The organism is Bacillota bacterium (genome assembly GCA_013177945.1).
In the GTDB taxonomy this organism is placed as follows: domain Bacteria; phylum Bacillota; class DSM-12270; order Thermacetogeniales; family Thermacetogeniaceae; genus Ch130.
Window position 1 is genome coordinate 35251 of the sequence record JABLXW010000014.1, and the last position, 24202, is coordinate 59452.

Annotated in this window: 23 protein-coding genes and 3 pseudogenes; 6 read left to right on the plus strand and 20 right to left on the minus strand. The window is 55.6% G+C overall.

The window, feature by feature from the left end; all coding sequences use genetic code 11:
* Positions 1-23 precede the first annotated feature (23 nt).
* Positions 24-446, minus strand: a complete 423-nt coding sequence (locus HPY58_09370) for a HEPN domain-containing protein (protein ID NPV29842.1) — start codon at positions 444-446, stop codon at positions 24-26.
* The gene (locus HPY58_09375) at positions 443-760 is read right to left on the minus strand and encodes a nucleotidyltransferase domain-containing protein (protein NPV29843.1); all 318 of its coding nucleotides are present in this window, start codon (positions 758-760) and stop codon (positions 443-445) included. Before HPY58_09375 ends, HPY58_09370 begins: the two co-directional genes overlap by 4 nt.
* Before the next feature lie 219 nt (positions 761-979).
* Between HPY58_09375 and HPY58_09380 the strand changes: the two genes are divergently transcribed.
* Together HPY58_09380 and HPY58_09385 are read left to right on the plus strand one after the other, a co-directional pair.
* Positions 980-1489, plus strand: a complete 510-nt coding sequence (locus tag HPY58_09380; GenBank protein ID NPV29844.1) for a cation:proton antiporter regulatory subunit — start codon at positions 980-982, stop codon at positions 1487-1489.
* Between the two features lie 3 nt (positions 1490-1492).
* Positions 1493-2710 (plus strand): cation:proton antiporter, encoded by a 1218-nt coding sequence (locus HPY58_09385; protein NPV29845.1) that lies wholly within the window; start codon positions 1493-1495, stop codon positions 2708-2710.
* Between the two features lie 497 nt (positions 2711-3207).
* On the opposite strand, the gene HPY58_09390 is transcribed toward HPY58_09385, so the two are convergent.
* The 7 genes and pseudogenes from HPY58_09390 to HPY58_09420 form a co-directional block, all read right to left on the minus strand.
* Positions 3208-3462 carry a ribbon-helix-helix protein, CopG family gene (locus HPY58_09390; GenBank protein ID NPV29846.1) on the minus strand — a complete coding sequence of 85 codons (255 nt, stop codon included), beginning with the start codon at positions 3460-3462 and terminating at the stop codon, positions 3208-3210.
* Between the two features lie 258 nt (positions 3463-3720).
* A complete protein-coding gene (locus HPY58_09395) occupies positions 3721-4059 on the minus strand; it encodes a P-II family nitrogen regulator (GenBank protein NPV29847.1) in 339 nt (112 codons plus the stop codon).
* 21 nt (positions 4060-4080) lie between these two features.
* Positions 4081-5397, minus strand: a complete 1317-nt coding sequence (locus HPY58_09400) for an ammonium transporter (protein NPV29848.1) — start codon at positions 5395-5397, stop codon at positions 4081-4083.
* A gap of 391 nt (positions 5398-5788) precedes the next feature.
* Positions 5789-6522: pseudogene (locus HPY58_09405) on the minus strand (type 1 glutamine amidotransferase).
* Positions 6523-6694: 172 nt separating this feature from the next.
* On the minus strand, positions 6695-7060 hold the full coding sequence (locus tag HPY58_09410; protein NPV29849.1) for a P-II family nitrogen regulator: 366 nt from the start codon (positions 7058-7060) through the stop codon (positions 6695-6697).
* 36 nt (positions 7061-7096) lie between these two features.
* Positions 7097-7396 carry a P-II family nitrogen regulator gene (locus HPY58_09415; GenBank protein ID NPV29850.1) on the minus strand — a complete coding sequence of 100 codons (300 nt, stop codon included), beginning with the start codon at positions 7394-7396 and terminating at the stop codon, positions 7097-7099.
* A gap of 73 nt (positions 7397-7469) precedes the next feature.
* Positions 7470-7877: pseudogene (locus HPY58_09420) on the minus strand (AAA family ATPase).
* Between the two features lie 104 nt (positions 7878-7981).
* Between HPY58_09420 and HPY58_09425 the strand changes: the two are divergent.
* Positions 7982-8152, plus strand: coding sequence for a hypothetical protein (locus tag HPY58_09425; GenBank protein ID NPV29851.1), 171 nt, complete (start codon positions 7982-7984; stop codon positions 8150-8152).
* A gap of 101 nt (positions 8153-8253) precedes the next feature.
* Here the strand turns inward: HPY58_09425 and HPY58_09430 are convergent, their stop codons facing one another.
* Positions 8254-9456, minus strand: coding sequence for an EAL domain-containing protein (locus HPY58_09430; GenBank protein ID NPV29852.1), 1203 nt, complete (start codon positions 9454-9456; stop codon positions 8254-8256).
* Positions 9457-9947: 491 nt separating this feature from the next.
* Complete coding sequence (locus HPY58_09435) at positions 9948-10502, minus strand: Uma2 family endonuclease (GenBank protein ID NPV29853.1); 555 nt, start codon at positions 10500-10502, stop codon at positions 9948-9950.
* Positions 10503-10812: 310 nt separating this feature from the next.
* On the opposite strand from HPY58_09435, the pseudogene asnB reads away from it, so the two are divergent.
* Positions 10813-12659, plus strand: a pseudogene (gene asnB, locus HPY58_09440) (asparagine synthase (glutamine-hydrolyzing)).
* A gap of 142 nt (positions 12660-12801) precedes the next feature.
* Here asnB and HPY58_09445 read toward each other — a convergent pair.
* The 7 genes from HPY58_09445 to HPY58_09475 form a co-directional block, all read right to left on the minus strand.
* Positions 12802-13341, minus strand: coding sequence for a hypothetical protein (locus HPY58_09445; protein ID NPV29854.1), 540 nt, complete (start codon positions 13339-13341; stop codon positions 12802-12804).
* A 332-nt stretch (positions 13342-13673) separates the two neighbouring features.
* The gene (locus HPY58_09450; GenBank protein NPV29855.1) at positions 13674-14114 is read right to left on the minus strand and encodes a HEPN domain-containing protein; all 441 of its coding nucleotides are present in this window, start codon (positions 14112-14114) and stop codon (positions 13674-13676) included.
* On the minus strand, positions 14101-14448 hold the full coding sequence (locus HPY58_09455) for a nucleotidyltransferase domain-containing protein (protein NPV29856.1): 348 nt from the start codon (positions 14446-14448) through the stop codon (positions 14101-14103). Before HPY58_09455 ends, HPY58_09450 begins: the two co-directional genes overlap by 14 nt.
* Before the next feature lie 231 nt (positions 14449-14679).
* Positions 14680-14907 carry a hypothetical protein gene (locus HPY58_09460; GenBank protein NPV29857.1) on the minus strand — a complete coding sequence of 76 codons (228 nt, stop codon included), beginning with the start codon at positions 14905-14907 and terminating at the stop codon, positions 14680-14682.
* Complete coding sequence (locus HPY58_09465; GenBank protein NPV29858.1) at positions 14871-15752, minus strand: DNA adenine methylase; 882 nt, start codon at positions 15750-15752, stop codon at positions 14871-14873. Before HPY58_09465 ends, HPY58_09460 begins: the two co-directional genes overlap by 37 nt.
* Positions 15752-15961 carry a diguanylate cyclase gene (locus HPY58_09470; GenBank protein NPV29859.1) on the minus strand — a complete coding sequence of 70 codons (210 nt, stop codon included), beginning with the start codon at positions 15959-15961 and terminating at the stop codon, positions 15752-15754. The genes HPY58_09465 and HPY58_09470 overlap by 1 nt, the downstream gene beginning before the upstream one ends.
* A gap of 245 nt (positions 15962-16206) precedes the next feature.
* Positions 16207-18435, minus strand: coding sequence for a hypothetical protein (locus HPY58_09475; GenBank protein ID NPV29860.1), 2229 nt, complete (start codon positions 18433-18435; stop codon positions 16207-16209).
* A 539-nt stretch (positions 18436-18974) separates the two neighbouring features.
* Here HPY58_09475 and glnA point away from each other — a divergent pair.
* Together glnA and HPY58_09485 are read left to right on the plus strand one after the other, a co-directional pair.
* Entirely contained in the window at positions 18975-20411 is a 1437-nt protein-coding gene (glnA, locus tag HPY58_09480) for a type I glutamate--ammonia ligase (protein NPV29861.1), read from the plus strand.
* Between the two features lie 19 nt (positions 20412-20430).
* Entirely contained in the window at positions 20431-22224 is a 1794-nt protein-coding gene (locus HPY58_09485; GenBank protein ID NPV29862.1) for an NAD+ synthase, read from the plus strand.
* Positions 22225-22324: 100 nt separating this feature from the next.
* Here HPY58_09485 and HPY58_09490 read toward each other — a convergent pair whose 3' ends face one another.
* Positions 22325-23077, minus strand: coding sequence for a hypothetical protein (locus HPY58_09490; GenBank protein NPV29863.1), 753 nt, complete (start codon positions 23075-23077; stop codon positions 22325-22327).
* A 522-nt stretch (positions 23078-23599) separates the two neighbouring features.
* On the minus strand, positions 23600-24097 hold the full coding sequence (locus HPY58_09495; protein ID NPV29864.1) for a DUF4367 domain-containing protein: 498 nt from the start codon (positions 24095-24097) through the stop codon (positions 23600-23602).
* Positions 24098-24202 lie beyond the last annotated feature (105 nt).

The following is a 24202-nucleotide window of genomic DNA, read 5'->3' on the forward strand; positions in this document are numbered from 1 at the left end:
CCCCAACAGGCTAAAAGCTCCCCTTAATCATTTATGCCATAAGTTTTTAGATATGTGCGCACCGCCGTAAGGAAACTGCCCGCATCCTGCAGCATTTCCTGAGCGTCAGCTTCTTCCACCTCAGCCAATTCCTCATAATCTCCCCGTTGCCTATGTTCAAAACCCCGATGCAATATTTTACTAAGTTCCTTGGGAAACAGTCCTGTTTTTACAAAGTGGCGGTCAAAAAGGGCAATCGCACCGCTGTGCTTCGAAGCTCCGGCATCAATTGTGAGAAGAAGCGCAAGAACGGCATAGAACATCGAATAATAGGCCCGGTTAATAATGCTGCGCAGGCTTCCGGCATGTTCAGCAAGTTTCCGCGCATCATCAAGTGCTTCCTGGGCCTGTCGAAGCCGGTAAGCAATAAGTGCGATTTTCTTCTCGGCTTCCTTATGATCGCTCATACCGGAACACCCTCTTTCTGGATGGTTTTGTAAAGTGGGGAGGCTGAAAGGGGGCCTTTTTTTACGGCATAATGGGAAAAAAGGATCGGCGCGATTACAATATCATTTTCAAAACCGACTTCCCAGAGCACTTCGCTGATAAAACGGCGCTGTTCGGAAGTTAAGAAATCGGTTTCGATGTAAATATCCAGGTCAGATTCCTTCGTGGCATTACCACGTGCACGCGATCCAAATACCCGTACTTCGAAAACAGGAATCTTTTCCATGAGCTTCTCCTTGATCTTGCGTGCGATCAATAAATCTTTTTTCCTCACATTCACCCACCCCTTATTTAAATTTTCTTGTTAATTTTCTGCAAGGAAAAACCCCCATGCCTTCTCCCAATCAACTTTTCCAGATTTTCTACACCCCCATGATAGCATAGGACCAAGACAGGAACAAACGTTTACGGCGGGGCAATTAAAGTAGTTTTTTAACCATTCCGGATGTTATAATAGTCTGTAACAACGCGCTTGTTAACAGGAGGTATGGATGTGGCCCAGATTAAAGAAGCGGAACTACCGGGGCTGGGAAAAAAGTACATGGTCGAATTGGAAAGCGGCGAACGGCTCGGTATCGTTATCTACGACGAAGGAAACCGGGAGCTGTTCTACTTCGCGCCAGAAGAAGGAGAGCCTGCGTGTTCCGTGGCTCTCACCGACCAGGAGGCACGGCAGGTTGGTTCGATTATCAGCGGAGCATTCTACCAGCCCAAACTGCTTGAAAAGCTCGAAACAGCAATTGCCGATTTGCACATCGAGTGGCTTAAGGTAGCACCCCAGGCGTCGGTTGTGGGCAAAACCATCGGGGAACTCGGCCTGCGCAAGAACCTCGGGGTAACAGTGATCGCCGTCATTGAAGAGGCAGACAGAAAAAAAAGGAAATGCGCAACCATTAATCCCGGGCCTGCTTTTACCTTCGCTCCCGGACAGGTCGTCGTCGTCGCCGGCCGGGGAGACGCCGTTGCTCAGTTCGAAAGGATGGTGACGGGCGAAGGAGGGTAGGACATGGCGGATAGCATTGCCAATCTTACCGCATCATTTGTTATCATCAGCGCAGCTGTCCTGCTGGCGCGCAAGTTCCGCTTTTCCGCCTTGCCCCTGCTCATCCTCCTTGGCATTCTGTGCGGCCCCCACGCGCCCCACGGCTCCTGGTTCGACCTGCGCCTGGTCAAACCTACCGAATCCATGGCTTTACTGAGCCGGTTGGGCGTTCTTCTGCTCCTCTTTTATCTCGGATTGGAATTCTCGGCAAGCCGGGTCATCCGGGGGGGCATTACCCTTGCCAAGGGAGGCAGCATCTACGTCTCCCTGAACTTTTTGCGGGGCATTGCGCTCGGGTGGCTGTTTTTTTACTCCTGGCCGGAAACACTTGTCGTGGCCGGCATTACAACCATCTCCAGCAGCGCCATCGTTACCAAACTGCTGGTAGATCTGAAACGCACCGCCAACCCCGAAACGGAGCTGATTCTCGGCATCCTGGTATTCGAGGACGCATTCATCGCGGTTTACCTTTCCCTGCTTTCGGGATATCTTCTGGCAACGCAAACTTCGCTGCTGATCGGGCTTTCCGGCAGCCTGATTACGGTGGCCTTTATTTTGGGGCTGCTTTTTCTGGGCCGACGTATGGGTCCGCACCTGGACCGCTGGTTAAATATCCGGAGCGGCGAGCCTTTCATTGTGGTAACCTTCACGCTGCTCCTGGTTATGTCCTACTTAGCGGAAAAGATACACGTGGCTGAAGCCGTGGGCGCTTTGCTTATGGGCCTCGTCCTGGCCGAAACCTCCCACGCAAAACGCCTCATTCAAATGGTGATACCCATGCGCGATCTCTTTGGCTCCGTTTTCTTCTTCACCTTTGGCATGAGCATCGACTACCGGACCTTAGCGCCAGCCTTCTGGCTCGCCCTGATAGCCGTTCTGGCCACGGTGGCAGGCAACCTTGCGGCCGGCTGGGCAAGCGCCCGGGTGTGCGGGTACCGCGGGCAGGCGGCAGCAACCGTCGCCTGCACCATTATCGCTCGCGGCGAGTTTGCCGTCCTCGTTTCAAAGATCGCAGCGGACAGCGGTGTATCCTGGATTCTGCAGCCGTTTGCCGCTCTCTACATATTGATTCTTGCCCTGCTCAGCCCGGGGCTGGCCAAAAATTCGCGGTGGATCTACGAGACACTGTTGAGGGCTTTGAAAAACAAAGCGCGTATGGGAGAACGTGCCGTCGCCAAATAAAGTTTGACTCCCACGTCTACTGCATGATGTATATGACCTTTGGCTGCGAACCAGGCCGCCAGGACAATCAGGGGAGTGAGCAGTTATTCGGTTCCCGGCAGGGTAACGAAACCCATCTGAACAAAGTGGTGATCGAAAGCCAGGGCCGTCGTGAGCTGCATTTCCCTCATCACAACAAAGCTGGTACAGTCTGTAAAAGGAGAACTCCTTATCATCGCACCTTTTAAACATTTCCCACGCCTTCTGCCATAGCTCCCGGGTGATGGATACCGTCTTGACCACCTTGCTGGCGAGAATGACCTGGCCGAATTCCACCGCAGGCTTATGCCCGACCCGCACCCGGAGAAGGGTGAGGGTTTCATCCAAAACGTAATCGGTGGTATAAATCAGCCCAACTTTCCGGCTTATTTCTTCCCAGCATGCCCGTGCAGGGATGTGGTTGACATCCCCGCGGTGGTAGATGGCGCACCACCCCGATGTGTCGACAAACAGGGGCTTCAACTCTTGCGGCCCACCTTTCCGTAAAGGTAAGAATCATGCCCGGTTGAAAGATCCCGGTCCCTCCCTTCAACCCGGCCGGCCAGGCCCCAAACCGGGTCGTCAGGCTTGGGAATCGCGGCCTCTGTTTCATCGAGGTAACGCTGAAGGGCTTCCCGGATCTGTTCGGCCATTGATTTACCACTCTCTACCGCCCTGTCTCGGAGGCGCCGGTGCAATTCCTCCGGCAGATAAATCTGGGTGCGAATATTCATAGTTATCCACCTCTGCTGTATATATTATTAATTCTGCTATACATTAATGTTATCCATGTATAATATACAGCACAATACCCGCACAGGCAACCGGGCCAAAGGTTGTTCTGCTCTGCAACCTGCCAGAAAGGGCAGACCAGGGTCAAGGAGCAGAAACAAATTCCAACAAGGCAGGGGCTCAAAAGAAAGCCTGCCGGGTCCAGCAGGGAAAACCCGGCAGGCGGGCAGGGGAGGATAAGCCTAGAAATTTCCCTGGAACTAAAGGGCAGATTCCCCGGCTTCTCTGGTTCGAATCCGGACTGCGTTCGCGACGGGGTAGATAAAGATTTTACCATCGCCAATCTCGCCTGTTTGGGCTGCCTCACAGATCAGTTGAACAACCTGCTCTACCTCTTCATCTTTTAAAACAACTTCAACTTTCACCTTCGGCAGCAGATTAATGGGGGTTTCCACGCCCCGGTACACCTCTGTCCAGCCCCGCTGGGAGCCACACCCCATTACCTGGGAAACAGTCATACCGTGGTGGCCAAACCTGTCGAGGGTCTCCTTGACCTTGTCCAGTCTGTCGGGCCTGATGATGCACTCCAGCTTGGTCACTTTTTCTTACCCTCCTTTGCCTTAGAAAATGTGGTCGTAGGCACGTTCTCCGTGCATGGGGAGATCGAGTCCTCTAATCTCCTCCTCGGCGGTTGCCCGGAGTTTTACGACGGCACCCACCACTTTCAGGAGCACGAAAGTGGCGACCGCAGCAAACAACCAACTCGCCATCACACCGACGAACTGCACCCAGAGCTGGCCCGGGTTCCCAAAGAAGAGGCCGTTGGCGCCAGCCGGGTTGATGGCCCTGGAAGCAAACAACCCGGTGGCAAGGGCGCCCCAGGTGCCGCCAATTCCGTGTACACCAAAGACATCCAAAGAATCATCGTAACCAAGTCTGACCTTCAAAACACTCACCGCAAGGTAGCAAACCACACCGGCCACAAGACCGATCACCACTGCCGGTACTACGCCTACGTAACCCGAGGCCGGAGTAATGGCCACAAGGCCGGCCACACACCCGCTGGCAGCCCCCAGTACGGTGGGCTTCCCGTGATGAATCCACTCCGTAAATACCCAGGCCAGGGCCGCAGCGGCGGCCGAGGTATTGGTTACCACAAAGGCACTGGCGGCCAGCCCGTTTGCCGAAAGGGCGCTTCCGGCATTGAAGCCGAACCAGCCGAACCAGAGAAGGGCTGCCCCCAGCACCGTCATAGGAAGGTCGTGGGGAACCATCGGTTCACTCCTGTAGCCCAAGCGTCTGCCTAAAACAAGGGCCGTGATCAAACCCGAAACTCCAGAGCTGATATGAACAACAGTGCCCCCGGCAAAATCAAGGGCTCCTAGATTGCGAAGCCAGCCGCCGACTCCCCACACCCAGTGCGCCAGCGGGTCGTAGATAAAGGTGGTCCACAGCAGAGTGAAGACGAGAAAGGCTGGAAAACGCATCCTTTCTGCAAAAGATCCCGTGATTAAAGCTGCAGTAATAACGGCAAACATCAGCTGAAAAGCCATAAAGGCCAGGTGGGGGATCGTCGCGGCATAGTCAGGATTAGGATCCAGGCCTACCCCCTTCAAGCCCAGCCAGGAAAGTTGTCCCAGCAAGTGCATTTTATCGGGGCCGAAAGCCAGGCTGTAGCCAAAAAGCACCCACTGGACGGAAACCAGACAGATGATAATGAAGCTCTGCATGATGGTGCTCAAAACATTCTTACGCCGCACCATCCCGCCGTAAAAGAGCGCCAGGCCCGGTGTCATCAACATCACCAGGGCAGCAGAGAGCAGCACAAAAGTAGTATCACCTGTATCTACAGGGGATCCGTTAGCCCAGGCTAAACCGGAGGCCCCTAGCCAAAAGAGAAGCAAGAAAAATCCAGCCTGAATCAACCGTCTGAGCATAAAAACAACCCCCTCAAGTATTTTCAGCAACCCTGCAATTAATATTGAGGCAGAATTATTGAGGCAAGCCGTAATTCACCACCCCCTTCTCCCAAACAGGCCAGAAACGCAAAAGGCCCCTGCCTTCGGGAACTGCCTCGTTCCCAAAACAGGGGCCTCGCTGCCTTGCCGGTTCCGCAGCCCTGCGGACGCCCGGCCCGATCTTTTTGCGGCAGAGCCGGGAAACGGTGCGGGAACGCAAAATCCCCGCATTTTTGCGGGGACTTCCTCATCCCGGGTCCGGCGCCTGCGCCGCAACATCTTCGTTTGTCTTTATTTTACATGAGTCTCTCAAAAATACAACCCCTTTGGGAAAAGTATTTTGTATACTTTTTAATCATCATCCTAATGCTTAAAAAATGTCCCCCCGTAAAACCCTCTCGACGTTCTGCAGGAAGCGCTCGCGCCAGGGTCGCATCTTTCTCCATTGCGCCCGGGTCTCCCGAAGCAGTGCCTCAGCGGCCCCGAGCCCGCCAAAAGCCGCCAGCTCATCCGCGTAAACCCGGGCCCATTCTTCTATCATCTCCGGCGTCACCTCTAGGTGAAACTGAAGCGCCCAGGCGTAACCCCCCGCGTAAATGCCCCATAGACAAACGCCTGGTTGCTGCAGGTTTCGCCCCTGGCAAGCAAAAACGCTCCGTCTGGTAAACTAAAAGTATCTTCATGCCATTGGAAAACGTCGAACTCCGGAGGCATTCCGGCGAAAAGGGGAACAACCCGGCCTGCCGGAGTCAGGCGGACCGGGTACCAGCCGATCTCCTTGACCGGATTCGGCCTTACATTTGCTCCCAGCGCCCGGGCGATCAGCTGACCACCCAGGCAGATCCCCAGCGTCGGCAGCCGTAGTGATACCGCCTTCTTTATTAACTCCTGCACCTGAAAAAGATAGGGGAAGGTTTCTTCTTCATCGGCTCCCATCGGCCCGCCCAGAATTACAAAGGCATCATAATTCCCAAGGCTTTCCGGCAGGGCTGCACCGGCCTGGTCCATACATCTGACGTCAAGCACCCATCCTTTCCGGCAGAGCACATCCTCTAATAACCCTGGCCCCTCACAGGCCACGTGCTGCACCACCAATGCCCGCAAAAAAATCCCTCCCTTCTTCTGTCCATATTACACGGTCTCGAAACCGCAAGGGCCTTAAGACCTTGCTTGCCAGCTGTTCTTCGCAGCAGCAGTGGGTCACCAGAACAAAAGGGATCCTCCACTCCCGGTTCAGTGCTTTCAGCTCCTGCTGCAGGTCTTCCCGCAGGCCCCTTCACAAAATTGCTGCCGTGCCCCGCTCCTGGGTGCGGATCCGTACCGCGTCCTCTACCGGGCAGACGAAAACCCGTCCGTCGCCGATTTCACCCGTCCGGTTGACCTTGATGATGGCACCCACAACCAGGAGAACGTCCTCATCATCGACGACGAGAGAAATCAGCCGCTTTGGAACGTACTTCATGCTCCCCTGCTGGCTCAGCACTTCCGGCGAAACCTGGAACGATACCTCCCCTGCAAGACCCTTTTGCTTCCCCCGGCCCAGCACCCTCCAGGCGGTCAGGGCCGGAAAACCCAGTGCCGCCAGAACTTCTTTCGTCCTGGTCATCTTGTTAGACCGGATGATGGCAATGATTTCCTTCAACCTGGCTCCCTCCTTCCAAAACCGTTCAACCTTCTCTTACAACCCCTTGCTTCCAGTCCTCACCGTGTAGGCCTCCTCCACCGGGCTGATGAAAATCTTCCCGTCTCCGAAGTGGCCGGTGTAGGCAGCCCGGCTGATAATCTCCACAATTTCCTCTACATTTTCGTCTTCGGCGACCAGCATCAACATTGTCTTAATGTCGCGAGCCTGGATCCCCTTCTGCTTGCCCCGGCCGATAACGTCCATTTTCGTCAGGGCAACGTACCCTGCTCCGGCGAGGGCGTCTGCCACATCTTCGGCCTTTTCAGGTCGCACGATCGCACGAATCATTTTCATCAGGTTCAACCTCCTACTCCAGAAGTCCGTACTTGACCACGAGGTCTTCCATCTCGTCCATCGTCACACTGGCAGCAAAGCCGCCACAAACCACGTCCCCGAGCACGTCGAAGAAGATAAAGTCGAGGTCCGGCGTGTAGGCGCCCAGTTCCTCCATCAGATTGATGGCCGTGATCACGCCCCGGCCGGCGCAACCGACACCCGGCTCAGGCCCCCCAGATTCAACGCACTTGATGCCGCAGAACCCGGTTTTCACCACCCGGTCGATGGTCACCGCATCCTCGCCAAGTTCCCGGAGGGTATCCATCACCGTCTCCTGCGGCTTGCCGCCGAGGATGAGGCGGGTGCAGTCGGCCTTGGGGTCGCACCCGTGGATGAGCACCTTCTTGCCGAAGAAGTAGGCCAGCGCCGCCGCCGTGTTCTGCTGGGTGGTGGACTTGCCGATCCCACCCTTTCCGTAAATGGCAATCTTTCTGGTCATAAAACCATTCAACTCCTTTCCCCTTGTAGTTTTGTTTTAAACAGCAACCCAGCACATCGAAATTGCTACTTCCCAGAACAAAAGCCCCTGTTCCAGGAACTACTTTGTTCCTCAAACAGGGGCATCGCTGCCTTGCCGGTTCCGCAGCCCTGCGGACGCCCGGCCTGATCTTTTTGCGGCAGAGCCGGGAAACGGTGCGGGAACGCAAAATCCCCGCATTTTTGCGGGGACTCCCTCATCCCGGGTCCGGCTGCCTCGCCGAAGCTTTTTTGTAAAACTTTATAACACGTCCGATGAGAAGATGCAATCCCTTTTGCGTAAGTATTATGTATACTTTTTTGGCTGCATCATCCACTCCACCCCGCCTGCTTTGTGGTCACGGGACTCTTTCTTCTGCTCCGGCGAACCCCTCGGAATCAGCCTCCAGGTCAATAAACAGAAAGCGGTCGGCGCCCAGAGGATAAACGAACGTGCGAACGGGCCGGCACGATTCCAGATCCAGATACGCGGCTGAGAGGACCCCTTGCCTTTTCCGGGCGGCTTCGACCACGTACGGGAAAAAATATGGCCTCCAGCACCAGTTGCGCCCGACGTACCCGTACTGCGGAAGCCAGTTACCCGTGCCGTTTTTGACGTAGTTGGGCGTTTTCTGATACCCGTAACTGTCACAAACATAAACCCTGATCCACGATGGGGGCGCAGCGCGAAGCAACTGACTGAGGCATTCGTCCAGACGGTCGGCAGCGCCCGACACATCGTTCAACAGCGCGTTCATCTGCGCGGCGATCTCCAGCTCGCCAGTCCAGCGTTTAACCTTTCCGCTCACGTAACGATCCAATTCTCGGGCGATCAAATCCGCCAGACTATCCTCGGGCAGCAGTTCCGGTTGTGGCGGAGCCAAGAAATAACCCTGAAAATACCGGACGCCGGCATCAAGCCCTGCCAGGAACTGCTCTTCGGTCTCTACGCCCTCCAGCACCAGGTTTAAGCCTGTTTCGTGGGCAAAAAGGCCAAGAACTTTCAGCAGGGAGCAGAAGAGCGCTTTGTTACTGGTATCTCCTGGTAACGCGGTGCTGATCTTTAAAAAGTCCGGCTTGAGGACAAAAATCCTTTCAAGGTTGTTAAATTCAAGCCCGAAGTCGTCGAGCGCAACTTTGCAACCGGCTTCGCGGTATCTGCCAGCGAGTTCGGCCAGATCCTTTGGGGCCACGGAAGCTCCCGCCTCGCTTATTTCAATCACGATCCGGTCACCTGATATACCATACGTTTGCAGGTAGTCGACGGTCGGCAGGCGTTCGGCGCGGCCAAGAAACGGGTAAACCCACTGCGGCTGGATATTCAGAAATACTTTGGCTCCGATACCCGCAGCAGCTACCTGCTCCAGGGCTTTCTGCCGTATCAGGCGGTCGGCCTTAACCTTGGCGCGCTCGGGAACTGCCGGATCGTGGAAAAAGGGCCCGAGGCTGTAAACACCACCTGGTGTCTGTACCCGGCCCAGCACTTCGTAACCGGCTATTTTTCCCGCATCCACCGCTATTATCGGTTGAAAGAAAGGGACTATCGCATCGTCCTCCGGCAAGTTAATCCCACGCCCCCTCCCCCGTTCCGTTCACGGCGAGGTCTGCTCCCGACCCCCACCGGCCTGCCCTCCGATCCGCAGATAGTCTACGTTTCCTCACCCTGCGGGTAACGGCTCACCGGTCCAGCCGCCGTGCGGCCCCCAGCATCACGCTTGTTATCATTCGTAAAACGAGGGGAAAAGCAAAGCCCCCGTACTGTTTTTACGGGGACCTCCTCATCCCGAAGCCCGACTGCTTCGCCGAAATACTTTAGTTTTCTAATTATTTTTACACGAGTCTCTCAAAAATACAACCCCTTTGGGAAAAAGTATTTTGTATACTTTTAACTCCTCCGTCGGCACCCTCAGTCTGATGTCCTTCAATTAGAAGTTATCCTGGAGTATTGCAAAAATGCAAAGAGCATCATGATAAGGTTGGTTTTAGAAAAAGTCCGGATTTCCGCAAAGTGCCTTTTAACACGCAATTTTTTTTGGAGAAGGATAGAAAAGGTTCAGAGCGCGGCGAAGATCTCTTTTGCTTCTGCCTCAAACCCCTGCAAAACAAGGGATTTAACCTTTCCCTCCGCTTCGACCCTCTGGTTCAGGGAAAATTTACCCTCCTGCCCCACATATACTTCAACACTTTTGTCTTCGGGATCCACAATCCAGTATTCTTTCACTCCGTGGGCGGCATAGGTCCTCGCCTTTTTCTTTAAATCGTAATAGGCGGTGGAGGGAGATAAAATCTCGATTACCAGATCGGGAGCGCCGTTGATTCTGGCAGGCTCGATGATCTGGAACCTGTCTTTCGCAACAAAAACAATGTCAGGCTGGTAAGTTTCCTTTTCTTCGAAATAGACATCTATGGGTGCAGAAAAAACCATACCCAGGTTCTTCGCAGTAATAAAAGCAAAAATCCACCCTCCCAAGCGCATAGAAATAGCTTGATGATAAGTTGTCGGCGACGGAGTCATCACCAGCTTGCCTCCTATGAGCTGGTAGGGAGCCCCCTCGGGCAGCAGGGCGTAATCCTCATAGGTATAAACTTCTTTCTGGGGAATTTTGATCTCTCCCGGCGACAGGCTCATCAAAGATCCACCACCCTTCTGTGCTTACACATATTTTAACACGAATTTTTCCTTTCAGGAAAGCTTTTCATTAAGTGGTCCGGGATAAGCCCAAATCTTTCTTCAATAAGTGGCAGGCTCTTGCGCTCCCACCCCGCCTCCCTTCTGGTCACGTTTTTGTGATGATGAGCATAATTATAGAAGAAGAGGTGGCAACGGCGCCATGAGTTTTCTGCAAAACGAGGGCGCCGCTTACTTTTATCCAGACCCAACCGCCGTTCAATTTTCTTATCCAGAGGAGTTGAGTGAGATGTGCGGAATCGCAGGCTGGATCGACCGGGAAAGAGACCTCACCCGGGAACTCCCGGTTCTCGAAAAGATGAGGGAAAGCCTGGCGCACCGGGGGCCCGATGCCGCAGGGATGTGGGTCTCGCCCGCGGCCGCCCTGGTGCACCGCCGCCTGATTGTGGTGGACCCGCAGGGAGGGGAGCAGCCCATGGTGCGGAGGCGCGGCGAGCGCTGCTGCGTCATCACCTACAACGGCGAACTGTACAACACCAGGGAGTTGCGCCGCGAACTGGAGGCGCTGGGGCATGTTTTTCGCGGCTACTCGGACACCGAGGTGCTGCTGGCCTCTTACGTGGAATGGGGGAGGGAGTGCGTGGCGCGCCTCAACGGGATCTTCGCCTTCGCCATCTGGGACGAGGCCGACCAGAGCCTGTTCTTAGCGCGCGACCGCCTGGGGGTGAAGCCCCTCTTCTACTGCCGGCAGGGGAACGCCTTCCTCTTCGGGTCGGAGCTGAAAGCGCTCCTCGCCCACCCCCATGGTCAGGCCAGAGATCGATGCCGAAGGCCTGGCCGAAATCCTGGTCATGGGCCCCGGTCGGACGCCGGGGCACGGGGTTTTCCGCGGGGTTAAAGAACTCAAGCCCGGCTGGTGCCTGGTCTGGAACCGCTACGGAATCCGCGCGCAGCAGTACTGGAGGCTTGAGAGCCAGCCGCACCGGGACGACCCGGAAACCACCGCAGCCAGGATCCGCTCCCTCCTGGAGGATACGGTCGAGCGGCAGCTGGTTTCCGACGTCCCGGTCTGCGCCCTCCTTTCGGGCGGCCTTGATTCCAGCGCCATCACGGCCCTTGCCGCCCGCGCCTGCGAGCAGAAGGGCCTTGGGCCCCTTGACACCTACTCTGTGGATTATGTCGACCAAGGCCGCTACTTCCGTGCGAACCTGTACGAGCGGGACGCCGACCTTCCCTGGGCGGAAAAGGTCTCTGCCCGGTTGGGGACACGCCACCACCACATCACCATCGGGACAGATGAACTGGCGGAAGCCCTCGAAGCAGCCCTCCGCGCCCGCGACCTGCCCGGCATGGCCGACATCGACGCCTCCCTCTACCTTTTCTGCAGGGAAATCAAAAAGGGGGCTACTGTTGCCGTCTCCGGGGAAGCGGCAGATGAGATCTTCGGCGGCTACCCCTGGTTTTACCGTGAGGACAGCCTGAACTGCGGCACCTTTCCCTGGAACCGGATGCTCCCCGAACGGATGCGCCTCTTCTCCCCCGAACTCCGCGCCAGAATCCGGCCTGAGGAGTACCTTGCCGAACGGTACCGTGAGGCCATCGCAGAGGTGCCCCGCCTGCCGGGGGAGGATCCCTTTGAGGCCCGGATGCGGGAGATGCTGTACCTGAACATCACCAGGTTCATGCCGATCCTCCTCGAGCGCAAAGATCGGATGAGCATGGCGGTCGGCCTCGAGGTGCGGGTTCCTTACTGCGACCACCGCCTGGTGGAGTACGCCTGGAACATCCCCTGGAGGATGAAAACCTGCGGCCGGAGAGAAAAAGGGATCCTGGCGCCGCGCCCTGAAGGGGCTGCTGCCGGAGGAGGTGCTTGCAAGGCGGAAAAGCCCGTACCCCAAGACCCACCACCCCGCCTACCTGGAGGCGGTCCGCGCCCGCGCCCGGGAGATCCTGAGCGACCCAAACTCCCCGCTCCTCCCTCTGCTCAACGCGGCGGCGGTGCGGGAGGTGGTGGATTCCGGCGCCCGGGAGTTCGACCCGGCCTGGTTCAGCCAGCTCATGGGGGGCGCCCAGCTTCTCGCCTACCTCGTCCAGCTGGACATGTGGCTGCGGGAATACCGTGTAGCGATCACCTGAACTCCAAAGGAACACCCGGCTCGGCAGCCCCTTGCTTCAACTCCCCAGGCTGCCGAAAACAGGTAATACTGCCCATTACCAACGATCGCTCCCGAAGAGTTTTTCCCGTCCCATGTCACACTCTGAATCTGTGATAAGTCCCTTAACCGGTTTCCCCAACGGGCAGAAGCTGATAGATTGCAAAGCCATCTTTCCGGAAGGCCATGTTAAAACATTTCCCGTCAGGTGATACCTGAAACATCTCCCCCGTGCTCAGGTTTGGCGGATACTCCTTCGGACGCTCTTTTTCCAGGGTGACCCGGTACTCACTCTTCCTGGCCAGGTCGCGGGAGAAAACCACAACGTAGAAGTCGCTAGTTCCCATCAGGCTGGCCGGTTTAACGCCAACATAAATATTTCCTTTCTGATCGCTGCCCCGGTAGAAAACATTCACGCCTTCCCTCTCGAAAATTGGGACAGTGAAATCGTAAGCTTTTAACTTTACCTGCCAGGGCCCCTCCCGAGTATCAATTTCGTAAAAGGGAGTATCTTTATAAATCCCGGCGTAGCGCTCGCTTTTAACTCCAAGCAATTTTCCTTCGGCATCGACAACGGCTGCGAAAGGCGCCTGATCCAGCCCGTTACCCCACCCCTCGGGCGGAGCATCGCGGCGAACCATAAAAAGAGACCTCTTTTTCCACATTTTTTCTTCACCTCCAAAGATTAACCACCGCTACCGACGGCATTGAAGTAAAACATATAGGGACCAGGATCCCTGGACCAGTACCAACCGGGTATAAGTTCTTCCTTAACGCCATTATTCGAACTGCTTGAATGAATATCTAGGGAAGCTACCAGAAAACTTGACGGCTGCAATTTCGCCGAATTAGGAAAAAATAGGGGGCCTCACAAATAAGGAGACAAAATCGGGAATCCATGGGTCGGTGGAGGGAATGAGGGGGCAGGCAGTCCGGGCTCAGGGAGGCGGCAAAAAACCTCCCGCTCTATCGGAATGGGAGGATCGCTTTTGCCCGATCAAAACGCCTGGCGGGGCCTGCCGCGCCCCCCGGGCTGCTCAAGTTTTTGCGCCACAAAGGCCACCGCTTCCGCCGCCAGCCTGACAGCCTCCTGGGCCGCCTCCTGGTTGTACACCTGGGCCGGGATGCCGTCCGGAAGCCCGTTGGGATACCGGGTTGGAATATAGTAACCGTCCAGCACAGACCAGCGCCGCACTTTGTCTTTGAACTCTCCATCCAGCTCAACCGCCTCTGCGCCCAGTCTGGCAATGGAGTGCCCCAAGACGACTTCCAGCCCCTGGGCGTAGAGAAAAGCCTTCAAGACCTTCTCCGCGATCTGCTGGGAGAGAAAGCAGGCCAGGTAGTAGCCCCCCCTCTGGGCCAAATCCTCTGCCCACTTCAGATCTTCCCGGGCCTGCTCCAGCCACCTCAAACCTTCTTCCAGGCTACTCCTGCGCATACAGCACAATCTCCTCATCCTGGATTTTTTTAAAAAAGCCCCTGCTTTTAAGGGCTTCCAGCTCCGCCGGAGTGTAACAGAGAATGTCGCAGTCCACCGGAAGCTCTAGAAGCCCATAAATCCGACGCAGCCGGGTCACAAAGTCCTCCTCCGTATCCATCACCACCAGAACGTCCAGGTCGGTGAGAAGGTCCCTGCTCCCCCGCGCGTAAGAGCCGAAGACGCTGATTTTCTTCACTTCCGGAAGGGAAGAAAGGGTGCGGACCAAACTCTTGAGCGCCTCCCTGAGGCTGGCCGAGTATTTTTTCCTCCTGGCCGCCAGATCTGGAGCCATGCCGGTCACCTGCCCCGCCAGTTCCTGGGCACTTCGCAAATCCTGATGGCCGGCGATTTTTGCCTGAACGAAGTTTACACTGTTTCCGGCCCAGAACAAGCAAAATATCCGGCACCAGGACTTCTCCCCAAGTTTATTATTCTCTCGAATGGATAATATTTTTAATGTTTGATAAATCGGTTTATCTGGTTTCAAAAATTAGGTTAACTTTCCAGATATTATTGATTCAGACTAAAGCAAAAAACAGGGATTTAGTGATCTTTTCCAGGGAGGTCGCGTCGCTGCCGCCCCGGTGACCCTGATCGTAGACCGCTGCCTGGCCCAGGTGCTTGTGGCGAGGACGACGCAGATGATGAGGCTCAGCCCGAGAACGGCGGCGGAAATAATGAGCTGCGGGCACCTGTTTTCGGCATTCTGGCAGGTCAGCCTTGTTCGGTACCACCTCCGCCCGCGCTGCACCCGTAGTTCCTGATCACCAGTTCAGCCACCGGCCGCCTTTTGTCGGCCCGGCAGTTGATCGCCCTCTTCGCCCAGACCGTGCGAACATCATACCCCTGGTACAGGTCTCTAACGAGCGGCGTATCAGAATTTGAGAGCATGACGAAACACCCGCGCCGGTCAAGCTCGCGGAAAACCCCGGCCAGCCGCCGCTGGTCCTCTTCCCCGAAGGCATCTGCGGTGTACTCCGTGAAATTCGCCGTCCCGGATAGGGGATTGTAAGGGGGGTCGAAGTAAACAAAATCTCCCGGCCGGGCAAAATCAAGCACTCTGCTGAAATCGTCAAGGAGGACCTCGGCCCTCCTGAGAGCAGCGCTCACGAGGTGGAGGTTCTCTTCATCCACTATTTTGGGGTTCTTGTAGCGCCCGAACGGAACATTGTGCCTTCCCTGCCTGTTCACGCGCCAGAGGCCGTTGTAAGCGGTCCTGTTGAGGAAGAGAAAGCGCGATGCCCGCGCCACCGGATCCAGCTTCTCAGGGTCGAGGGCCCGCACCTGGTAGTAGTAGCTGGCCTCGTTTTTGTGCCCTTGCGCATGGAAGATAAGCTTCTCCAGATGGTCGCGCACAACAATGTAGAAGTTAATGAGCTCTGGGTTATTATCGATCAGCACGGCCTTGTCAGGGAGAAGGTGGAAGAAAACGGCCCCACCCCCCACGAAGGGCTCATGGTAGATCCCAAACCTCTCGGGAAACAAGGGCTCAAACTGGGGGATGAGCTGCCCCTTGCCTCCCGCCCATTTGACTGGGGGCTTGGGCCTCGCTCTTTTTTCAAACAAAACCGTATCCACCAGGCATCGCCTCACCATCAGATGAAGGCCGTGGAGGGCACTTCAAGCTGCCGGCCGGAGCCAGCCTTTCTGGCCTCTTTTTCGGCATACATCCTGGCATCCGCAACCGTGAGGAGGGAATCCACATCTTTACCATCCTCAGGGTAATAGGCCAGCCCCACAGAAAAGCTAACCATCACGCCCTGAAAAGAAGCCAGCTCCGCGCTCAGGTTCCTTTCGAGCCTCAACCTGAACTTCTCCAGAGGCGGCCCCTGGTTTATGAAAAGGCAACCAGGCTTTCTGTTTAATCTTTGACAAATTTTTCTCGATTCCTGCCGGAAATAAAAACGAGGAGCGAGGTGAACGTCGCGGAGACGACAAACACCGCCATGGCGCGCCTGCGCAGCGCCAGGGCCGGCCGGTTGAACGGCAGCCGGTGAGAAAGCGGCCGGCTGCCGCGGCAGGCCGGTTGGAGTGCGGCCTGAATGCGAAGTCAGGACCTGTTAAGGATCTGGTAGAGGGCAGAGGCTCCCTCCGCACGCGTCAGGCCGGACCCGGGGTCGAAGCCTTTGTTTAAATCGAAGATTCCGAGCCCCGCGGCCAGGGCCAGGCAACCCTGCTCGGAGGCCGGCAGACCTGCCAGACCTGGGGGCAGGGACCAGATGCTGGCAAGTCCTGCCACCTCGTCCCAGCCCAGAGCGCGCACCACCAGGCGGGCCAGCGCAAGCTTGCTCAAGTCTTCCCGGGGCGAGTACTGCTCGCCGGGCTTCAGAATGCCGAGCATCAGGGCCTGGCGGCAGGCCTTTTCAAACTCCCGGTCAGGATCGGAGGCAGGCCGCGGCTGCCAGCCGGAAGCCCGCACCAGCCAGATTAAAAAGTCGCGCTGCGAAAGCCTTGCCTCCGGGTGAAAGGCGGCTTCGAACACCGGGATAATCCTGGCTTTCGCCAGCAGGTTTACGGCACCGGCAGCGGGGTGTCCGGAGAGGTCGGAAAAGGCCATCTGGTCCGCACCCTGCTTTGGCTGGAAGTCGTAATCCAGCCCTGTTCCCTGAAAGGCATCGACATAGACAGGGGATTTGCCTGTGTCTAAAGCGTAGACGAGGCGAATGGGGCGATCCTCTGGCGGCTGGTACGGAGTGGGAAAATCCCGCCGGTAGCACAAAACGAGAGAACCGCCCGCAAGAAAGACATTTTCTGCCTGCTCCCTGCTGATCACTCCCCGCGCCTCTGGGAACTTCATCTCCCACCAGTTGAGCCGGTAGCTTGTAATCTTCCCCTGAACGGCATCGACGTAGATCTGGACGCCATTCCCCCTGAAGGGGATGCCGTTCACAAGGCGCGCCGCCGTAAAGCCGTAGGCCACCGGCTTCGGCTTCACCTGCCCGGGCTCAGACGCAGCAGGTTTATGCACAGGATAGGGACCGGGCACCGGGGCGACGCGCAGCTCCTCAAGTTCTCCTAAATAGCTGCCCGCGACTCTGGCAAGGAAGCGGGAGGCCATATCCCGCGCCCCGGCTTCGGTGATGCGGGGTTCCCCGGTCGGCTCCGGGCCGGGGCCGGAGAGGTTAAAGCTGACGACCTGCCCTTTTCCGGCCTCAACGCCTACGTTGAGAGACCTTTCTTCATCTTTGTTCCGCCAGTAGAAGTTCCAGACCTTCTGCCCTGAAAAGTATTCCTGCTGCAGGCTGGAACTTTCAAGGTCAAAGCCGGGGGGAATCTCGATCTGGGAGCGTGCAAGATCAAGGGCCTTTTCCCTGCTGATGAGCTTTTCCATCTCGGCCAGGGCTGCCTGTTCGGCCGGTGTGAGCGGTGCACTTTTCATTGCCCTGTGCTCCCCGCCGCCGGCTCCGCCCATTTCGAATCCGTAATAATCGAAATGCCGCTCGGGTTTTAAAATTTCGCCGCTTCTGGCATCGATCATCAATTCACGGGCTTCAGGGGCAAAAACCAGCCGCGCCGGGGCGTCTCTCTCTTCACCCTGGCGGAAGTAGGCGAGCCGGACCCCGGCGTTTTTCCGCCACAATGCCGCTGCCTGGTCGGGAGCGATGAGATCTTTTGCCTCCGGAAACTCTAACCGGCCGTCCCAGTTGAAGTGGAAGCTCCGGACCTCGCCCGTATTCGCGTCAACCTCGACGCTGGCGGAGTTTTCCGGAAAGGGGATGCCGCCCACCATCCGCACAAAGTTAAAGGAGTAAACAGGCGGCATCCCGTCCCGCAGGCTGACATAAGGAAAAGAGGACCCGTCTTCCGAATCAAGTTTAAGATCCTTCACATAATTCGGTAAAACCCGTTTGAGAAACTCCCCGGCCTTCACCACGGCATCGGCGCGGCTCAGCTTGGGAAAGCCGCGCCTCGCGGTTCCGGGAGCTGGGGTTTTCCACTGGTCCAGCGACCACAGTTCCCCTGTTTCGGCATTTATCCGGGCATAAATGCTGTCTGAATCAGGGTGCTCATCGCTGCTCCAGTGCAGTTCCCAGAAAACCCCCTGTTTCTCATCTTCACTGTAGCCCGGTTGGAAATTTTTGTACTCTTCGGGGATGCGGACGAACTGCTTTGCGAGCGCGATCGCCTCTTCCAGCGTGATCCTGGCTCCCTTGACCCTGGCAGCCTGCGCTCCCGGAGCCTCCCCGCCGCAAGCCGGTACCGCCCATCCCAGCGCGCTTCCGCCCAGCATAACAACAGCCAACCAGAGAGCTACCCACCGCCTGGCCCAAACTCTCACAGGTTTCCTCTCCTTTCGCAGCTTTTCGGGTTCTCCCACCCGCAATTTGCCTTCCTTATTACTTACTACTTACATTTTACTTGCTGCTTACATCTCTTTTTGATTCTAACAGATCAGGACGACGGTGTATATGTAATATTTGCCTGATATTTGCCTGCAAGAAAATGCGGCATAACCCTGGCTAGCTTTCAACAAGGTAGATTCAGCCGGAGACGGCTTTGAGGAAGCAGGCGAAGGAAGTATTATGTATACTTTTAATAATTCGGTTGACAGGTTGACCTGCTCCGATTAATATTAAGATGTGAGCTGAATAGCGCAGGCAGGCAAGGTTGTCTGCCCGGAGCAGCAAGGGTAACGGAGCCCTCCTGATGGAGGGCTTTTCATTTTGGGGCAATGGGGCTCCTGCTTTTCTGCAGGGGCCCTTTTCAATTAGCCGGCAGGGGGTGAAAGACGGGATACCGCCTTAAAATCTGGAGCTGAAGGGGCTCAAAACACGCGGGTATTGACTCCGAATTGACTCAGAAAGGGGAGGGTTTCAAATGACACCGGAGGAAGTACTGGCTTTTGTAAAGGAAAAGGGAATCGCGTTCGTCGACCTGAAGTTTAACGACCTGCCGGGTCTCTGGCAGCACTTTACCATGCCTGTGAGCGAGCTTACGGAGCTTGACGACCTTGAGGGAAACGGAATCTTCCACGAGGGGGTTGGATTCGACGGTTCCAGCATCCGCGGCTTTCAGGAAATCCAGGAAAGCGACATGATCCTGATTCCGGACCCGAATACCGCGGTAATCGACCCCATCTGCAAGGCTCCCACGCTCTCGATCATCTGCGACATCTACGACCCGCTTACGCGCCGGCCCTACACCCGCGACCCCAGGTACGTGGCCAAGAAGGCAGAAGACTATCTGAAATCAACAGGGATCGCGGATGTCAGCTACTGGGGCCCCGAGATGGAGTTTTTCATCTTCGACGACATCCGCTTCGACCAGGATGTGAACTACGGCTACTACTACATCGATTCCATCGAAGGAGAATGGAACACCGGCCGGGTGGAGAACCCCAACCTCGGCTACAAGGCCCGTTACAAGGAGGGCTACTTTCCGGTGCCGCCCCACGACTCCCACCAGGACCTGCGCAGCGAGATGGTCGCCGCCTTGCTCGAAGTCGGGATCGGGGTCGAGGTGCACCACCACGAGGTGGCAAGCGGCGGCCAGGCCGAGATCGACATGAAGTTCGACAGCCTGACCAGGATGGGCGACAAGTGCATGATGTACAAGTACATCGTGAAAAACATCGCGAGGCGCCACAACAAGGTCGTCACCTTTATGCCGAAGCCCTTGTTCCAGGACAACGGCTCCGGGATGCACACCCACCAGTCCCTGTGGAAAGATGGCGTGAACCTGTTTTACGACCCCAAGGGATATGCCTTAACCAGCAAAATTGCCAGGTATTACATCGGGGGTTTGCTGAAGCACGCTCCGGCGCTGATGGCCTTCTGCGCCCCGACGACCAACTCCTACAAGCGGCTCGTTCCGGGCTTTGAGGCCCCCGTCTACCTCGCCTACTCGATGCGGAACCGGAGCGCTGCCGTCCGGATTCCCGTTTACACGGCAAATCCTAAATCCAAGCGGATCGAGTTCCGCCCCCCGGACTGCACCTGCAATCCCTATCTGGCGTTTGCGGCAATGCTCATGGCGGGCCTGGACGGGATTGAAAACGAAATCGACCCGGGAGAGCCCGTTGACAAAAACATTTACGAATTAAACGAAAAGGAGGCCGGCAGCCTGAAGACCGTTCCCGCCTCCCTGGAAGAGGCGATCAATGCCCTGGAGAAGGACCACGACTTCCTGCTGAAAGGGAACGTCTTCACCCTGGACCTCCTCGACGTCTGGATCAGGTACAAGCGGGAGCGGGAGATCGACGCCGTCAGGCTCCGCCCGCACCCTTACGAGTTTCACCTCTACTTCGACCTGTAGTTTCAAGGGGGAAGGAACTTTGCGCCTGGCCCTGGCCCAGATTAACCCCACAGTTGGCGACCTCTCGGGCAACTGCCGCAAGATCACGTCTTTCATCAACCGGGCGGCCGAAGCAGGGGCGGATCTCGTCTGCTTCCCCGAGCTCGCCCTGACCGGGTACCCCCCGGAGGACCTGCTGCTCAGGTCTGACTTTCTGGCAGCCAACCGGAAGCATCTCGAGGATCTGGCAGCTTTCACGAAAAGTTTCGATCCTGTAGTAGTCGTGGGATTCGTCGATCTGGAAGAAGGAGAGGTCTTCAACGCCGCGGCCGTAATTCACCGGGGCTCCCTCAAAGGAATTTACCATAAAATTTTTCTTCCGAACTACGGAGTGTTCGACGAAAAGCGCTACTTCCAGAGCGGTTCCCGCGGACTTGTCTTCACCTTTGCCGGTGCAAACATCGGGGTCACCATCTGCGAGGACATCTGGCACCCGGTGGGGCCTGCGGTCCTGGAGGCCCGCCAGGCCAGGGCGCAGGTGCTCTTGAACTTAAGCGCTTCACCCTACCACCGGGGGAAACAGCGGCAGCGGGAAAAGATGCTCTCCGTGAGGGCCGCGGACCAGATCGCCTGCCTCGCTTATGTCAACCTCGTGGGCGCCCAGGATGAGCTTGTCTTCGACGGCAACAGCATGGTCTTTGATGAGCAGGGCAGCCTCGTCGCGCGGGCGGCAGCCTTTCGGGAAGACCTGCTGGTTGTGGATCTGCAAACCGAGAGGGTGCTCCGCACCCGCTTTCACGACCTGCGCCACCGGGAGTTTAAAATGTTTGCGGGGGTTCAGGGAGAGGTGCAGCAAATCTTCATCTCCCCCTCTTCCTCAAAAACGCACCCGCTCCCGGCAGGCCCCGGCCCGGCCCGGGCAGAAAGCAAAACAGCACCAGAGCCCAATGCTGCCTCAGGCCTTTCCCATGATGCCGCGGAGGAGGCAGAGATCTACGCAGCCCTGGTCCTGGGGGTTAAAGATTATGTCAACAAGAACGGTTTCTCAAGAGTCTTTGTGGGCCTGAGCGGCGGGATCGACTCCTCCCTTACCGCGGCAATTGCGGTGGACGCCCTGGGCCCGGATCGGGTGACGGGGATCTTCATGCCCTCCCCCTACACCTCACGGGAAAGCCGCGAAGACGCAAGGCAGCTGGCGGCCAACCTGAAAATCAACTTCCTCGAAATCCCGATCCAGGAGATCTGCGAAGCTTACCTCGCCGTCCTCGGGCGGGCCTTTGGCGCTCCGCCCGGCGACATCACCGCCCAGAACCTCCAGGCGCGCATCCGGGGGAACATTCTCATGGCGCTCACCAACCAGTACGGAGGAATCGTCCTCACCACCGGGAACAAAAGCGAGCTCAGCGTGGGTTACGCCACCCTTTACGGGGACATGGCAGGAGGCTTCGCCGTTTTAAAAGACGTTCCGAAGACCCTCGTTTACCGACTCTCCCGCTACCGCAACCGGCTTGCAGGATGGGAAATCATCCCCCGGCGCGTCCTGGAAAAGGCGCCCAGCGCGGAGCTGAAACCGGGGCAGAAGGACGAGGACGACCTGCCACCCTACAACGTGCTCGACCAGATCGTCGAAAAGTACGTGGAGGGGGATTTGGGCCCGGAGGAGATCGCCGCAGAGGGCTACACGCGGGACCTGGTTCGGAGGGTAATCGACATGATCGACCAGAGCGAGTACAAGCGCAGGCAGGCGCCTCCCGGCGTGAAGATCACCCCCCGCGCCTTCGGGAAGGACCGGCGGATGCCGGTTACCAACAGGTTCCGGGTAACCGAGACATAATTATCTCAGCTTCCTTATCCCTTGATCGGTACCCTCTGAGTCGCCTTTCGGAAAAATGCAACTTCAGAGGCAGGCAACCCTTATTAAAGAAGAAATTCTTTTATGCTGGCAGATCGTCATGGTTATGGATGGTACTGAAAAAAATTTTTATGTTCAGTAGATCGTTTGGATTAAACAAAGGTTTGATTCCGTACCAGGTTAATCCCAAACTTAAGATCAGGAGTGGCGTAAGAACAGTAGGGAATATAAGCAGTAAATGCAGAAGATCAGGTAAAGGATTTAACTTGTTCCAGGCATAATTTGCGTTGAAAGCCCTGCCGAGGAAGAAATGAACCCACCCATAACAGGCAGTGAGGAAATCAATCAGCTCTGTTCTTGATACTTTTTCTTTAGATTTTATATTCCAGAGAAAAGCTAAGATAAAAACAGAGGCTAAAATCAAGAAAAATATAAGGAAGAGTACAGTAAAATTTTTAGATAAATTAAAATAATCACGATATATATAAGACATTAGAAACTCTTCAGGGGTTGATCCTGCCTGGTAATACCTTTGGCGTCGTAATGTGTAAGCAGCAGCTGCATTGTTGTAAAGATAGAGGATACCACTTGTTCCTGTAAAAACGGCTACCGTATCAAGAAATCTAATGCGATAAGTATATTTATTGCGGAGCACCAGCAATGTTAACGCGCTTGCAGAAAGGCCAAACAAAAAGGTAAGACCTGCATCATAATAGACCAAGTAGGGCAGGATAAAAAAAAGGAACTGGACTCCCATAAAATTGAGAATATGAAAAAAGCTGCTGTCCAACTCATTAAATTTTGTTTTTACTGATACTGTAATACCCCCGCTCATACAAAATTGTCAGCATTATTCGGAGCCTTTGCTAGAAACCGGGGATCAATCAAAACTCTCCTCTCTGGTTCTCACCAGGTTCTCCAACCAGGTGCATATCCCGAAGAAAATGGTATTAATTACGATTGGTTGGCTGCCCTCTGCAAAGACACAATATGTGCTATAATACGAGGAAGGACATCTACAGCTTCTTTGTGCTTGAACCTTAACTTTACTTCCTGTGGAGTTTTCTTCTTTCTCTGCTCGGACATAGTAGTAGTACCATCTATTATAAGTGAAATTATTTGCATTAGCACACCCAACACAAAAGTCTAACTCATTGCTGTTGCCAGAAAGGCGAGTGTCGAGACAGGCATCAGGTTGATTTGTTTCCCAATATCCTGTGTAATCCTTGCAATATGCCTTCCCGTCATAGTTATAATAGAATACCGTTTCATAGCTGGTAAACCAACCATTACAAGTCCCCCATGTAAGTATTTCTGCTGGCAAGAAGATTTTAGGAACAGGAACGAATGTCTATAATCAGTTTTCATGTAAGTTTCGCATGGATTGAGCCATTTTAATGATCTCGTCTTTAGAAACACCTGTAAAGTTTAACACATAGTTAACTTCTTCCCCGTTTGCTTTTTCAGTCCATACCAGGATTCCACAGGGTTTACCATCTGTGATGCGATAATCAAACCGTCCCGGGTAACCTCTTATAGTTACTTTTTCTACTTTCGCCTCACCAAAGTCTCCCCTTTCACCTATTGAGAAATCAATGCGGTCATCGCCGCGGACATATCTCACTGTTAGCTCTATAACGTCGGGATTGGCCGTTGGCTTGCCGTATGCATCGATAATATAAGGGGCAACCTTGAAGCCCGGCGGGAGGTAGCCAGGTCTCAGGATAGGGAAATTAGTGGCCTTTTTAAGCTGGTTATAAGCTTCGCCCTCGTCGGTTAAAGGTTTTAAAGGTCTTAGAGCGGTTTTAACGAGTTCACCAGGTTCCAGTGATAAAGTATTAGTAGTGGGGAGCATTGGGAGTGTTTACGGTTACGGCCGCGAGGTCGTATTTCCCCGAGAAGGGCACCTGCAGCAGATAGGGCATGGTGAGCTGAATGAAATTGTGGCGCCGCGAATCTG

Excerpts from the sequence above, each read along its gene's own strand:
- HPY58_09370 (NPV29842.1), bottom strand. The coding sequence starts at position 446 with ATGAGCGATCATAAGGAAGCCGAGAAGAAAATCGCACTTATTGCTTAC.
- HPY58_09385 (NPV29845.1), top strand. The coding sequence starts at position 1,493 with ATGGCGGATAGCATTGCCAATCTTACCGCATCATTTGTTATCATCAGC.
- HPY58_09390 (NPV29846.1), bottom strand. The coding sequence starts at position 3,462 with ATGAATATTCGCACCCAGATTTATCTGCCGGAGGAATTGCACCGGCGC.
- HPY58_09400 (NPV29848.1), bottom strand. The coding sequence starts at position 5,397 with ATGCTCAGACGGTTGATTCAGGCTGGATTTTTCTTGCTTCTCTTTTGG.
- HPY58_09415 (NPV29850.1), bottom strand. The coding sequence starts at position 7,396 with ATGAAAATGATTCGTGCGATCGTGCGACCTGAAAAGGCCGAAGATGTG.
- HPY58_09445 (NPV29854.1), bottom strand. The coding sequence starts at position 13,341 with ATGTGGAAAAAGAGGTCTCTTTTTATGGTTCGCCGCGATGCTCCGCCC.
- HPY58_09450 (NPV29855.1), bottom strand. The coding sequence starts at position 14,114 with ATGCGCAGGAGTAGCCTGGAAGAAGGTTTGAGGTGGCTGGAGCAGGCC.
- HPY58_09455 (NPV29856.1), bottom strand. The coding sequence starts at position 14,448 with ATGGCTCCAGATCTGGCGGCCAGGAGGAAAAAATACTCGGCCAGCCTC.
- HPY58_09465 (NPV29858.1), bottom strand. The coding sequence starts at position 15,752 with ATGGTGAGGCGATGCCTGGTGGATACGGTTTTGTTTGAAAAAAGAGCG.
- glnA (NPV29861.1), top strand. The coding sequence starts at position 18,975 with ATGACACCGGAGGAAGTACTGGCTTTTGTAAAGGAAAAGGGAATCGCG.
- HPY58_09490 (NPV29863.1), bottom strand. The coding sequence starts at position 23,077 with ATGAGCGGGGGTATTACAGTATCAGTAAAAACAAAATTTAATGAGTTG.
- HPY58_09495 (NPV29864.1), bottom strand. The coding sequence starts at position 24,097 with ATGCTCCCCACTACTAATACTTTATCACTGGAACCTGGTGAACTCGTT.